At 48.8% G+C, this 13,260-nt stretch carries 15 protein-coding genes; 1 reads left to right on the top strand and 14 read right to left on the bottom strand.

Features of this window, described 5'->3' with window-relative positions; translation table 11 throughout:
• Positions 1-2 precede the first annotated feature (2 nt).
• The 10 genes from EFBL_RS06855 to EFBL_RS06810 form a co-directional block, all read right to left on the bottom strand.
• On the bottom strand, positions 3-896 hold the full coding sequence (locus tag EFBL_RS06855) for a YIEGIA family protein (RefSeq protein WP_096181401.1): 894 nt from the start codon (positions 894-896) through the stop codon (positions 3-5).
• Entirely contained in the window at positions 893-1,528 is a 636-nt protein-coding gene (locus EFBL_RS06850) for a YphA family membrane protein (RefSeq protein ID WP_096181400.1), read from the bottom strand. Before EFBL_RS06850 ends, EFBL_RS06855 begins: the two co-directional genes overlap by 4 nt.
• A gap of 155 nt (positions 1,529-1,683) precedes the next feature.
• Positions 1,684-2,835: a 30S ribosomal protein S1 gene (rpsA, locus tag EFBL_RS06845; RefSeq protein ID WP_096181399.1), complete on the bottom strand. Its 1,152-nt coding sequence runs from the start codon at positions 2,833-2,835 to the stop codon at positions 1,684-1,686.
• Between the two features lie 107 nt (positions 2,836-2,942).
• Entirely contained in the window at positions 2,943-3,560 is a 618-nt protein-coding gene (locus tag EFBL_RS06840; RefSeq protein ID WP_096181398.1) for a lysophospholipid acyltransferase family protein, read from the bottom strand.
• Positions 3,550-4,254: a (d)CMP kinase gene (gene cmk, locus EFBL_RS06835; RefSeq protein WP_096181397.1), complete on the bottom strand. Its 705-nt coding sequence runs from the start codon at positions 4,252-4,254 to the stop codon at positions 3,550-3,552. Before cmk ends, EFBL_RS06840 begins: the two co-directional genes overlap by 11 nt.
• 89 nt (positions 4,255-4,343) lie before the next feature.
• On the bottom strand, positions 4,344-4,865 hold the full coding sequence (locus EFBL_RS06830; RefSeq protein ID WP_096181396.1) for a hypothetical protein: 522 nt from the start codon (positions 4,863-4,865) through the stop codon (positions 4,344-4,346).
• A 109-nt stretch (positions 4,866-4,974) separates the two neighbouring features.
• Positions 4,975-6,297 (bottom strand): germination protein YpeB, encoded by a 1,323-nt coding sequence (ypeB, locus tag EFBL_RS06825; protein ID WP_096181395.1) that lies wholly within the window; start codon positions 6,295-6,297, stop codon positions 4,975-4,977.
• Between the two features lie 21 nt (positions 6,298-6,318).
• On the bottom strand, positions 6,319-7,104 hold the full coding sequence (gene sleB, locus EFBL_RS06820; protein ID WP_096181394.1) for a spore cortex-lytic enzyme: 786 nt from the start codon (positions 7,102-7,104) through the stop codon (positions 6,319-6,321).
• A gap of 118 nt (positions 7,105-7,222) precedes the next feature.
• A complete protein-coding gene (locus EFBL_RS06815; protein ID WP_096181393.1) occupies positions 7,223-7,429 on the bottom strand; it encodes a hypothetical protein in 207 nt (68 codons plus the stop codon).
• 52 nt (positions 7,430-7,481) lie between these two features.
• On the bottom strand, positions 7,482-8,165 hold the full coding sequence (locus tag EFBL_RS06810) for a PrsW family glutamic-type intramembrane protease (RefSeq protein ID WP_096181392.1): 684 nt from the start codon (positions 8,163-8,165) through the stop codon (positions 7,482-7,484).
• Between the two features lie 115 nt (positions 8,166-8,280).
• Between EFBL_RS06810 and EFBL_RS06805 the strand changes: the two genes are divergently transcribed.
• Positions 8,281-9,252, top strand: coding sequence for an asparaginase (locus tag EFBL_RS06805; RefSeq protein ID WP_096181391.1), 972 nt, complete (start codon positions 8,281-8,283; stop codon positions 9,250-9,252).
• 48 nt (positions 9,253-9,300) lie between these two features.
• Here EFBL_RS06805 and EFBL_RS06800 read toward each other — a convergent pair whose 3' ends face one another.
• From EFBL_RS06800 to EFBL_RS06790, 4 genes are all read right to left on the bottom strand, one after another.
• A complete protein-coding gene (locus tag EFBL_RS06800; RefSeq protein ID WP_096181390.1) occupies positions 9,301-10,572 on the bottom strand; it encodes a Glu/Leu/Phe/Val family dehydrogenase in 1,272 nt (423 codons plus the stop codon).
• Positions 10,573-10,679: 107 nt separating this feature from the next.
• Positions 10,680-10,835 (bottom strand): hypothetical protein, encoded by a 156-nt coding sequence (locus EFBL_RS20480; protein ID WP_165912511.1) that lies wholly within the window; start codon positions 10,833-10,835, stop codon positions 10,680-10,682.
• Positions 10,836-10,868: 33 nt separating this feature from the next.
• Positions 10,869-12,005 carry a trans-sulfuration enzyme family protein gene (locus EFBL_RS06795; RefSeq protein WP_096181389.1) on the bottom strand — a complete coding sequence of 379 codons (1,137 nt, stop codon included), beginning with the start codon at positions 12,003-12,005 and terminating at the stop codon, positions 10,869-10,871.
• Positions 11,995-13,161, bottom strand: a complete 1,167-nt coding sequence (locus EFBL_RS06790) for a trans-sulfuration enzyme family protein (RefSeq protein ID WP_096181388.1) — start codon at positions 13,159-13,161, stop codon at positions 11,995-11,997. The genes EFBL_RS06795 and EFBL_RS06790 overlap by 11 nt, the downstream gene beginning before the upstream one ends.
• Positions 13,162-13,260: the final 99 nt, after the last annotated feature.

Raw genomic sequence — 13,260 nt, 5'->3', positions numbered from 1 at the left:
TGTCATGTCCCCTTTGTTTTTTTGAGCGCTTTTGATTTGAGGGGTTTACGAATGGAATTTTCAAGCACCGGCGACCGGACCACAATCTGCTTCGCCGTTTCAAAGTCCTTCTCCATCGGGAGAAAGAAAAATGCCAACCTGCCCGAAGCCAAATCTCTCTTTGACAAAGGTACAAAAGATGGTGTGCCGCTGTCCCGGTAGACCCCCAATATGGTGGACAATTCATGGATGATGGCCTGCCGCTGGCCCAAATGGGCCAACGTGGTCTTTGAATTAACATTTTTGGGGATCAAGACCAGTCCCATCCCATGAGCCAGAATTTCATTCTTGGAATCTTGCAGGCCGATATTCATGATATGGATATCATCCACGTACAGGTTGGGGCCGTCAAAGTGCAAGTCGCCTTCTTGGATATAAGCAATGTCACCAACTACATTGCCGGACATGAAACGATTACAGATTCCAATGGCTGCTGCCCCCGCCATGATTCCTCCCGGCCAACCGCTGAAATAGGTTGCAAGGGATGAGACAAACGCAGTGAATATGACAAGATAATTCCTGCCTTCGAATACCATGGCAATCCCTTCTATGTAAGTTATACCCCTGGGAACCAACTCATTCTGGTCTACATTGGACAGCATCTGGCGCTCCATGTTTCTTACGTCCCGGAACTGCTGAGCCGCCAGAGCGAGAAACGTCACAGCCGTATAATTCTTCTCAAAAAGGGACGGTACCGCCACCGCCCCTAAACCTGACGCAATAACCCCCAATGCGATATGAATCACCCGTCCGTGCGGATAGGTGGGATATTGGCGGTAGTCTGTCCGCAGCATATAAAGGCGGGCGAGTGTGCCAAGCAGGGTTCCAACCAATATCATTTCGGTGTACAGACTCATGTCGGATCCCCTTCCAATTTCCCTGGCTGCCGGCGGGAGAGTCTTGCCAGAACCATTCCCCACAAAAATACAAAGCCATCTGCCGCCATCGACATCATCAGGACTGTCGCTGTCAGATCCATTAACTCCGGTCCTCCTATACGCAGGACAGAATCATGCACCGCAAGACGGTTGTCATGAAAGATCCCCGCCAGTAAGATGCCTGTTACCGATGCATTCAGGCAAAACAGGGGCTCCCGTGAAATCAGATAAGAAGCAAGAACTGCCACTGCCGGGTACAAGTATTGGGATTCCAACAGATAGAATGCCGGATCATGCGGAACCAGCAACATCATGGTGAAACTGCAGGCGGCCGATGTTACAACGGCCAAAAGGAACTGCAGCATGTAGCCCGGGCGTTTGAAGGAGATGACGTAGAGGGCCATTAAAGCAAAAATGATCAGAGTGCCACTATTTATCAGAAACTTTGCAATCCGCAAATCAAAGAATGCGGCTATAGCGACTCCAAACAGCAAACCGGCCCAATGAAGATTGCGCAGACGGGTACCGAGGACGAATCTGGTTCCCCAACCGGTAAGGAACAATATGCCAATTACAGTCAGGATCATAAAACTGTAAACACCGGGATTCATGTATGCATTCCCTCCCCTAACTAAACAGCATTTCCCCGCAGTACCCCCTCTATACGCCATAAGTCTCTCCCAAAGTAGACAACCAATGATCAAAAAAATCCCCCGTACCACAGTAATAGTGGTATGGGGGTAATTATTTACGGTATGAGCTGCCCTTATTGTTTTTTGAACAGATCCCCGAACATGTCTCCCAGGGTGACACCAGTTCCTTGGGTAGTCTGTTGTTTCTCGACAAACTTTTCTACTTCCTTGCGGCGATTGTCGCCTTCCACTTCCCTGATGGACAAGGAAATTCTTTTTTCCTTTTCGTTTACGTCCAATACCTTGGCTTTTACCTCTTGGCCAACTTCCAGAACTTCTTGAGGAGTGGCAATATGCTTGTTTGCAATCTGGGATATATGAACAAGTCCCTCTACACCAGGCTGCAGTTCAACAAAAGCCCCGAAGGAAACCAAGCGTTTTACGGTTCCTGTAACAATGTCACCAGGTTTGAACTTTTCGCCAACTCCAGCCCAAGGGCCAGGTTGCGCTTCCTTGATGGAAAGGGAGATTCGTCCTTTGTCGGGATCAACCTTTAACACTTTTACTTTCACCCGATCCCCTTCCTTGACAACCTCTGACGGATTGTCGACCCGGTGCCAAGCCATCTCTGAAATGTGAACAAGACCGTCAATGCCGCCCAGATCTACAAATGCTCCGAAATCGGTAAGTCTTCTGACTGTACCTTCCAGCACTTCACCGGCTTGAATCTCGGACAGGATTTTTTGTTGCTGCCGTTCGAATTCTTCATCCAGGACAGCTTTCTGAGAAAGAATGACTTTATTTTCGTTGCGGTCAAACTCCACCACTTTTACCCGCAATGTTTTTCCTTTGTAATCGCTGAAATCCTCGACGAAATGCCGTTCAACAAGAGAAGCCGGGATGAAAGCGCGAACCCCCACATCTGCTACCAGCCCGCCTTTTACCACATCTCCCACTTTGACTTCAAACACTTCTCCGTTTTGAAAACGTTGTTCCAGCAGATCCCATGCTTTGCTGGCGTCTGCCGCCTTTTTGGAAAGGATTAATTTGCCCTCGTCCTCATGAATCCGAAGGACCTTGACTTCCACTTCATCTCCGACAGATACTGCATCCGCCACACTTTCAATTCTAAGCGGGGACAGCTCGCCAATGGGAATCACCCCGTCGTATTTATAACCAACATCGATAATGGCTTGACCCTCTTCAATTTTTGTGATTCGTCCCTTGACTATGTCACCTTTATTTAATGTCATTACTTCTGCCACTTCTTTCATTTCTTCTACCATTGACAATTCCTCCCTAACCTGTGTCCCAACAACACAATAAAAATTTATTGGCAAGGATGAAAGCCTATATAAGCTTCATACCGCTCCAATCTTAAAATTTCACATGATTATTGGATAGTATGTAAATTCCTCGGACGTTCGATACTTGATGAGGCCAAGTTTCGGATGTGCTGCATAATCACTTCGCTGGCGTTTTCCATGACGGCAGAGTTTGCCTTGACCTCCTTAAACCTGCTGAGATCTATCGGCGGGCCGTAAATGATTTTGGTCTTCCGAAAAAGCCGATAGGGACCCAATATGGCAGCGGGTATCACAACCGCATCACTGCGAAGGGCAAAGAAAGCAGCCCCCTTTTTTCCCTGTTCAATTACACCCGATTTGATCCGGGTTCCTTCCGGAAAGATTGCGACAGTTCCACCATTTTTCAAAACTTCCAAGGTCGCCGCCAGCGCTTTCCGGTCACCAGCCCCCCTGCGTACAGGTATGGCGCCAACCTTTCGGATGATTGTGCCCAGAAGAGGAATTCGAAACAATTCCTCTTTGGCGAAGAAAGAGATTTGCCTTTCCACCCAAATTCCCACGGCAGGAGGATCCAACAAGCTGATATGGTTTGCGCAGATCAGGACGGGCCCTTCTCTGGGAATGTTTTCGGCGCCATGAATCTCCAAAGGATAAAAGATCCCGTACAACACACGCAAGAGACCTCGAACGAGTTTATACACCATTGTACTCTTCTCCCCGCCGATTCGTGCCTATATAATCATGGCATATGGTAACAATGCGATCAACCACTTCCGGGATTGACAATCCGGTTGTATCTATGATCCGGGCATCATCCGCTTTTTTCAAAGGTGCCAGATCCCTGGTGCTGTCCATCTCGTCCCGCCTGGCAATGCTTTTCAGGATTTCAACAGGATCGGCTTGTATTCCCTTGTTTGAAAGCTCTTCCGTTCTCCTCCTTGCACGCTCTTCCAATGAAGCAGTCAAGAAGATTTTTACCTCCGCATCCGGGAGGACGAAAGTTCCAATATCACGCCCATCCATCACAACCCCCCGGGTCTGTGCCATCTCCCGTTGAAGTTCGACAAGTCTTGCCCGGACACCAGGTATTGCTGAAATCTTCGATACATTTCCGGTAACTTCCGCCGAACGAATTTGCTCAGTAACGTCGACACCGTCTGCATAGACCTTTTGCTGGTTATCGCTCGATTGAAACGAAATATGAATGGAGGAAGCCAGCTGGGTAATCTTTTTCTCATCAGTCGGAGGAATCCCGGATTTTATGGCCTTCCAAGTGACAGCCCGATACATGGCGCCCGTATCTATGTATATGAGTCCGAGCTTTTCGGCTACCTTCTTGGCCACAGTGCTTTTTCCGGCACCCGCAGGGCCGTCGATCGCCACTCTGAGATGCGTCATTCTATGTCCTCCCATGGAGCCCTCCGAATGGGGCTATGAAAACAAAGAGCAGGCAACGCCCGCTCGTCCTCATACTACCATACGCTTCTTTATCGTGCAAGGGAATTCCGATCAATCAGAATCTGGTCGATAACGGCAGCGTGATCTCCACTGGCTTCCACGATCGTTCCGGGCGTGGGACTGATTATCGAAGGATCGTTATGATCGATTTCAAACCGGTAAATCCCTCTTTGGAACATCGTCTGGATTTCCACTTTGTCCATGTGGCGGACTTTAATGACGGCCTGGGACTGGCTGATCCGGGCAACCGGAGTGCCATTGATCCTAACCCAGGCTTCTGCCGGCAACGGTTCGTCTCCAACGGGCCGTATAATAATTTCTTTTGGAGACATATGGGGAGTTCCAATGTTGGTATGTTCTTGGGAGATTTTCTGCCCTTCCATCCGATCGACTGATGAGAACACTTGTCTTAACTCCGGGACGACAAGGATCATCTGACTTACAAGGATGCCTGCAAAGCCCAATATCGCGATGCGAAACAAAAGCCGTTCCAGGCTTGTGGAAACGGCCAAAAAGCGCTCTTCGTAGGATTGAGGCCGACGATATTCCATGGAAACACCTCCGTTATTCACCATCGTATGCTTGTTCGAGACGTTTCATACATTGATCCCGAACAGCAAACAAGGAGCGGTGCCCAAGTCTGGCTTCCGCTCCCCCGATTCAAACCTGCTTCAGTTTCTCTACCTTCTCTTCATCACCGTTGTCCGCGTTAATATAGATTCTGTAGGTGTCATTGTCCATGGTGCCGATAAATTCATACGTCAGGACTTCTTTGCCCATCTCGTCTTCAACCAGTGCAAGCCCTGCCTCTTGAACTTCAGTATGTTTGGACACAAACTTTCTTGCCTGATCCTGTGTCAGCTTCGGTTGTTGCAAAGAACGCTGTTTGTGATGAAACAGATAATCCTGTCCGTTGAAACCGATAACTTCTCCGTTATCCAGGGCTACTTTGACGGTTACAGTATCGGGATAGATCAGCACGCCGTCTTGTTTTGGAACAAAAGTATAGATGGCGGTATTGTCATATTGTTCGGTCTTAATCAGGCTAAGATTGGAAAAACCACGGGCTGACAACCATTGTTCCCCTTTTTGTTGGGCAGCAACCAGATCCATTGTAGGGTCTTTAACCTCACGGTCTTTGACCGTCCAGGTAACATGACCGCCTTTCACTGTCATCTCCATAAAGTGCTTTTGACCGTTTGCTTCCTGAACCGTTATGGAAAAGGCGGGATACAGCGTGCCCTTCCCGTTCTTTTGCACCGTAATACCTGTTGTATCCGCCTTGCCCAGGAAGTTAGCCGCTTTCCTGGCCGCTTCCTCCTGGGAGATTTCATCCCCGGAAACATTGTTTATATTAGGCCTGTTTTTGCTTTTGATGGCACTTAATGTCTGAGATTGTAACTCCGGGAATTCGGAGACCTTCTTCTCAACCGCTTTAAATCCGTCAACAATCTGATTGTCTGTTTTTTTGTGTGTCTGGGAAAGAGCCAGTTCTGCATCCATCCAGCGAAGATTCTTCTGCAATACGTCCGTTTGCAATTTCTGTATGTCCTGCTCGATATCAATCGATTCATTATAAAGGGTCTGCAGGGTTTTCCATTCGCCGTCAGTCAGCGGTTCTTTTCTCTGGTCCCTGATGGCAACCCGATAGGAGAATTCGCCGATATCCTTCAGAAATTCCTGGGTCCGGTTAAAGGGCATCAAACTTAAAGGCAGTTGTCCCAAATCTGATTGCGCCAAATAGGAGATTCTCCATATGTTTGAAAGACACGGAGTCAGCTGACGTTGTGTGTTCATTGCCAAAGCCTTTCCCAGTTCATCCTGCAATAGATCCAGATTGGAGGAAAGGTCATGAAAGGCCCGCTGGTATTGGTTTTCGGCTTTCAGCAGCAAAGCTTGCTTTTGTTGATGTTCGCGGAATCCCCAAAAACCGGTGACAACTAATGCAAGTACAGCAGCAATCGCAAGTAACCTTCTAACCATGGTATGCCTCCTCGACAGACATTATCGACAGAAAATGTGCTTTCCGATTTTCTTGATCTGGGGCCTCGACCAGATCCACTTGGATGTGGCAGTGTCCGGGTTAAAATAATAGATTGCGCCGCCTGATGGATCCCAGCCGTTCAATGCGTCGCTCACCGCTTTTCTGGCTGTTTCGTTTGGTGTAAGCCAGATTTGTCCGTCTGCCACCGCAGTGAAGGCTCCCGGCTGAAAGATGATTCCCGATATCGTATTTGGGAATCGAGCATCTTCCAAACGATTGAAAATGACTGCCGCAATGGCTACCTGCCCGATGTAAGGCTCGCCCCGGGCTTCACCGTAGACCGCATTGGCCAAGAGGTTCATATCGCCCCGGGACAAACGGCTGCTTGAATGAACAATCGGCGACGGTGTGGCAGTTGCTGTTGCCCTGCCCCTTCTTCCCGTCCTCCTTGGTGCAGCTTGCTGCTGTTGATAGGGATTATAGTTTCGGGTTGCCCGGACAAGTTTCTCTCTGGTGTCTTCCCCCACTTTTCCGTCTACCTTTATTCCAAACCTGTATTGAAAATTTCGTACCGCCCAATAGGTGCTCCAGCCAAAGATTCCGTCCACATCCTGCTTGTAAAAGCCAAGAAGCTTTAACCGACCCTGCAGTTCACGGACATCAATCCCTGTACTGCCCTTGACCAATATTCGGTCGGTGAACGTAGGCACTGAATGACGTTTCCACGACACCGGATCGGTTTGTAAAACGGCTATGGCCATAACCAATGACAAACCGGCTGCAAGCCAACTCCACCTTGTTTTCATTTAATCCCCTCCTAAGGAGAATTCTCTCCTGTATTTTGAGGAAGGAGGAACCGGTTTATGCCCTGAATTTGGATGGAAAAAAAAAACAGGAGCCGTTCGGCTCCCGTAGACGGATGAATTACCTTAACGTTTCAATTTCAAAATCTTTCTCGTTGTCACACAAACAACGCTTGAAACCGGTATCGACATGCCCCTTGAAATCACGAGAACCCCGAAGGATGAAACTTTCTCCGCATTTTCTGCAGCGAATATGCACTTTCACCCTATTGTTGCTGACCACAGCGGCATCATCCCCCTGCCATGTTGACTCAACTAACTCTCGCAATAGGATGCCCCCTTTCTTTGAACTCCATAGCTCATTATCGTCAGACTTTTCGTTACTTCATACCATCTATGTCAATCTTTTGTTTAAATGGCGACTTTTCTTGGGCCCTTTTCACTTTTCTCAATCCCAGGATCCAAAGTCCGATCATAAAGGGAATGATAAAAGACGCCAAGATAAAATGGCTGCCTAACAGAATTAGGTCATAGACCGCGTGCAACCCCCAAGCATACAGCAAAGATTGTCCCAGCAACCGGTACCTGATGCTGCTGCCTGAGAACATGCCTTTGCCCGCATAAAACCCCATAACGACCGCGAAAAGTGCGTGTCCGGGGATGGGAAGCAAGGCTCTTATGGCTGCTGTCTGCCACCCTTGCGAAATCACGAAGACCAGGTTTTCAACAGTGGCAAAGCCGAGTGAGATGGCAACCGCATATAAGATTCCGTCATAGATTTCGTTTGCTTCCTTGCTTTTTGCCAGAAACAGGAGCAAAACAACAAACTTGATGATCTCCTCAGCCCCCGCCGCTACAAACAGCACATGCAGAAAAGGGGAACCGACATACTGCTCCATCTGCTGCTGCAGGAAGGAAACCGGAAAGACCGAGATCATTCCAAGCAAGAACGATCCCAATACGGAACGCAAAGGTTCAATCTCATAAAGGTCTTTCAGATAAAAGTAGGACAGGAGTACAATTCCCGGCGCTACGGCAGCAACACCCAACAATAAAAAAGACAAATGACTCCCTCCCGACTACATACATTCGTGAGATTATACCAATTTCCTGCAATATTTGACAATTTTTTTGCCGGTTTGCTGATATAATACTGAATGACAAGGGGGTATGGGACAGATGAAAAAGATACACATTCTTACAACTGGTGGAACCATTGCCATGACGGAAGACGACCGGGGGCATGTTCAACCTGTCACCAACCAAAACATTGATTCAGTTTTTCCAAGCCTCCGGAAGTATGCCGAGGTTACAATGGAAGAGGTATTCAATCTGCCGAGCCCACATCTGACTTTTCCACATTTGGAAAGATTGTTGTCCCGGGTAGCTCAACTGATGGAAGAACCCGACACAGATGGAATCGTAATCACTCACGGGACAGACACTCTGGAAGAAACTGCTTATTTCCTTGATTTGCAGCTTCCCCCTGTCAAGCCGGTAATCGTTACGGGAGCCATGAGATCGTCAAATGAAATCGGATCTGACGGGCCTCTCAACCTGATAAACTCGGTCAGGACTGCTGTCTGTGACGATTCAACAGGACAAGGCGTTCTGGTGGTTTTCAACGACGAAATCCATGGGGCCCGTTACGTTACGAAAACGCATACCAGCAGTGTGGCAACATTTCAGTCTCCTCAAATCGGGCCTCTGGGAACCCTTGACAAACGGTCCATTCAATTTCGCTACTCCGCGCGCAAACATGAGAATTACGGCATACAATCGCTCTCCCAATTCTCTGTCGGACTTGTCAAGATGGCCATTGATGTGGACAGCAGCCTGATTGATTTTATGGTAGACAAGGGCGTTTCGGGACTTGTCATTGAAACGCTTGGCCAGGGCAACGTACCTCCAAAGGCGGTCCCCGGAATTAAAAGAGCGACCGCACAAGGCATTCCTGTCGTGCTGGTTTCCCGGTGCTTTAACGGTATGGTTCAGGATGTATACGGGTATGAAGGCGGTGGAAAGCATTTGAGGGAACTGGGCGCCATCTTTTCCAACGGCTTGAACGGACAAAAAGCCAGAATCAAATTGTTGGTCCTTTTGGCAAACGGGTTACCACCTGATGAGATTCGATCGGCATTTGAGAACTGATCCCATAAAAGAACCCGGCACTGTCCCGTACCGGGTTCTGTTTTTTGTTCATACCCAACCGCGTAATTGGCAAGCTTCTGCCATTCTGCGGACTCCTACCATGTAGGCAGCCAGACGCATGTCAATTTTGCGGATGCGGGCCGTGTCATAAACAGTGTGAAATGCTTTGACCATAATCTCTTTCAGCCGTCTGTCCACTTCTTCTTCCGACCAGTATAAACCTTGATTGTTCTGAACCCATTCGAAGTAAGAGACAATAACTCCTCCTGCGTTTCCCAGAACGTCGGGCACAAGCAGAATGCCTCTTTCCGAAAGGACTTTCGTGGCTTCCAGAGTGGTCGGTCCATTTGCCGCTTCCACAACGATCTTTGCTTTAATATTGTACGCATTACGGGTTGTGATCTGATTTTCAATTGCTGCCGGAACCAGGATGTCACAGTCCAGTTCAAGCAGTTCTTCGTTGGAAATGGTATTCTTGAACAGCTTTGTAACTGTACCGAAAGAGTCCCGGCGATCCAGCAAATAGTCTATATCAAGACCGTTGGGGTCGTATAGCGCCCCGTAGGCATCTGAAATTCCAATGACCAGGGCTCCCGCATCGTGCATAAACTTTGCCAGATAGCCGCCGGCATTTCCGAATCCTTGCACTGCTACACGGGCACCCTTTAAGTCAATCCCTTTGACTTTGGCGGCTTCCTGGATAGCGATGGTGACCCCCCTTGCCGTCGCTGCCTCCCGTCCCAGTGAACCTCCAAGGACAAGCGGTTTGCCGGTTATGAAACCGGGGGAATCAAATTCTCGAATTCTCGAGTATTCATCCATCATCCAAGCCATGATTTGGGAATTGGTAAATACGTCTGGCGCCGGAATGTCTTTGCTGGGGCCTACGATTTGTGAAATGGCACGTACATAGCCGCGGCTTACCCGTTCCAATTCCCGGAAGGACATTTCCCGCGGATCGCAAACGATGCCGCCTTTGCCCCCACCATAAGGGAGTTGGGCAATTCCACATTTTAAACTCATCCAAATCGCCAAGGCCTTCACTTCATCCTCGGTTACTTCCGGATGGAACCGGATTCCGCCTTTAGTTGGACCTACCGCATCGTTATGCTGGGCCCGATAACCGGTAAATACCCGGATGCTGCCATCATCCATACGAACCGGAATACGGACAGTCATGACCCGCAAAGGTTCCTTTAGAAGTTCGAACATATCTTCCCCGTAACCCAGCTTGTTCAGAGCTTCTTTTAATACCATCTGGGTCTGGGTCAGAACGTTCAAAGTCTCTTCCCGATGTTTGGCGCCTGCCTGATTGCTCATCCTTTGACCACCTTTTTACCAGATGAATGAATGGTAAGATATGCAAAATAAGTATAACCTGCGGCAGCAATCAGGAAAAGCATGTCTTTTTCTAAAACTTTAAACGTTCAAGGCTGGTCAGGAATCTCTACATCGTCCGGATTGTCTTTCTCCACCAGGGATTGGGGATCCCCTTGCGCTGATTGGGGTATTCGACCGTCCAAATCATCCGGATTGTCCGTTTGGATAAGACTGTCAAACCGTTTCGGCGTAGCTTTTCTCATCGCACGTTTCCCCCTTTGTACCATTACCCGTTATCATCCCTTAAGTGCTTGTTCGATATCCGCAATCAAGTCCTCAGGATCCTCCAACCCCGCTGATAACCTAAGCAACCCGTCCGTTATCCCTCTCTTGTTGCGCTCTTCCACAGGCATGGATGCGTGAGACATCTTTACTGGGTAAGAAAGAATGCTTTCCACGGCTCCCAGGCTTACTGCAAACAAAGGCAGTTTCAGCCGTTCCACAAATTTCCTCACCCGTTCGCCATTCTCCAGGTCAAAAGACAAGACAGCCCCTGGCCCTTTTGCCTGCCCCAGATGGACCTCCCTGCCAGGATGCGTAGGAAGTCCTGGGTAATACACCTTTTTCACCGACGGATGTTCGGCGAGATAACCGGCTATTAAACTGGCCGTTTCCTGGCTTTGTTTCATTCTTAGGGGGAGCGTCTTAATCCCCCTCATTAACAGCCAACAGTCCTGAGGTCCAAGAATTCCGCCAAATCCGTTTTGAATCAGATAGATGTCTCTGGCAAGGTCATCATTTAACACAGTAACAAGACCGGCCACCACGTCCGAATGTCCGCCCAAAAATTTGGTTGCCGAGTGGATGACCACGTCTATGCCCAATTCATGGGGCCGTTGCAGATACGGAGTCATGAAAGTGTTGTCGACAATTGTCAACAGTTGCCTGCTCTTCGCCAACTCGGTCGCTTTCTTCAAGTCAATGATCTGCAGGGTTGGATTTGAAGGGGTTTCCAACAGCAGGGCTTTGGTATTGGGACGTATGGCTGCTGCAATGCTTGCCGGATCTGTTGCATCGACGAAAGTGGTTTCGATCCCCAATCGGGCAAAAACCCTGGTCAGAGCCCGGTACGTCCCCCCATAAATGTCTTCACAGGCAACAATATGTGTTCCTGCAGAAAAAGTAAGCAGCACCCCGGTTATGGCCGCCATACCGGATGCGAATGCAAAGCCATGCTTGGCCCCCTCCAGTTGGGCAATACTATGTTCCAACGCTTTGCGGGTGGGATTCCCCGAACGTGCATAATCAAACTCGGGTGCTGTGTCCCAATCCGTCTGGTGAAACGTCGATGCTTGATAAATGGGGACACTGGAAGCTCCCGTATGCGGATCTGTTTCGACGCCCGTATGCAATGCCAATGTCTCAATCTTCATTTGTTTTCACCCCGACTTTCGCCGCTTCAATTGCTTGCGCCAGATCTTCAATAATGTCCTGATAATGCTCGATTCCCACGGAGAAACGCAGAAGCCGGTCCGTAACTCCATACGCTTCCCGCACTTCTTTCGGTATGTCAAAATGGGTCTGCCTTGCAGGATAGGTAATTAACGATTCGACACCGCCCAAGCTTTCCGCAAAGGTAATCAATTTAACGTTGGCCAGAATCGGTTCAATCATGCTTTCTTCAACAACTTCAAAGGACAACATGCCGCCATAGCCTCCCGACTGACCCTCATGCACTTCCTTGCCCGGATGTCCGTCCAACCCCGGGTAATAGACTTTGGTTATCAGAGGGTGCCGTTCCAGCCACCGGGCAACCAGCTGTGCATTTTCATTATGTCTCTCCATACGCAAAGCCAAGGTCTTCATGCCCCGAACCACCAACCAGCAATCCTGTGGTCCCAGTACGGAACCGATGGAGTTTTGCAGGAAATACAGCCTTTGGCTGAGGTCTTCATCCTTTACGGCAACAAGTCCGCATAATACGTCGTTATGTCCTCCCAGGTATTTGGTGCCGGAATGAAGTACAATATCGGCCCCCAGATCAAGCGGACGTTGAAAATAGGGAGACATAAACGTATTGTCCACAATGGTGATGGCGCCTGCTTCTTTTGCAATGGCGGAGCATCCTCTGATATCGGTAATTTTCATCGTCGGATTGGTTGGTGTTTCAATAAAGATGCATTTTGTGTTGGAGCGAACAGCCGTTTCCACAGCCTGCAAGTCTCCTGTGTCCACATAGGTGGTCGTGAGTCCCTTCCGTTTCAGGATCTGTTCAAGTAACCGGTATGTGCCTCCATACAGATCATTGGATGCCACAATATGGTCTCCTGGTTCAAACAATTCAAACAGACAACTGACAGCCGCCATTCCCGATGCAAAAGCAAAGCCGCTTGTTCCGTTTTCGAGATCCGCAATTGTGCTCTCCAGGACCTTCCGGGTGGGATTCAGCGTACGGGTATAATCAAACCCTGTACTTTGTCCCAATGCGGGATGCGAAAAGGTCGTTGAATGATGTATGGGCATTGATACAGCCCCGGTTGCAGAATCTTGCCTGTTCCCTGCTTGTGCCAATCGTGTCTCAATCTTCATCCCTGATTCCTCCCTCAATAAATTAATGTTTTCTACGTTTTTCTCGCTCTATCACAATATTTCATCTTTGACGTACGAAGCACCCATGGATAATATTTG

The sequence above is a fragment of the Effusibacillus lacus genome (assembly GCF_002335525.1).
Taxonomy (GTDB): domain Bacteria; phylum Bacillota; class Bacilli; order Tumebacillales; family Effusibacillaceae; genus Effusibacillus; species Effusibacillus lacus.
The sequence above is the reverse complement of the archived record's forward strand: the minus strand, read 5'-3'. Positions and strand labels throughout refer to the sequence as shown.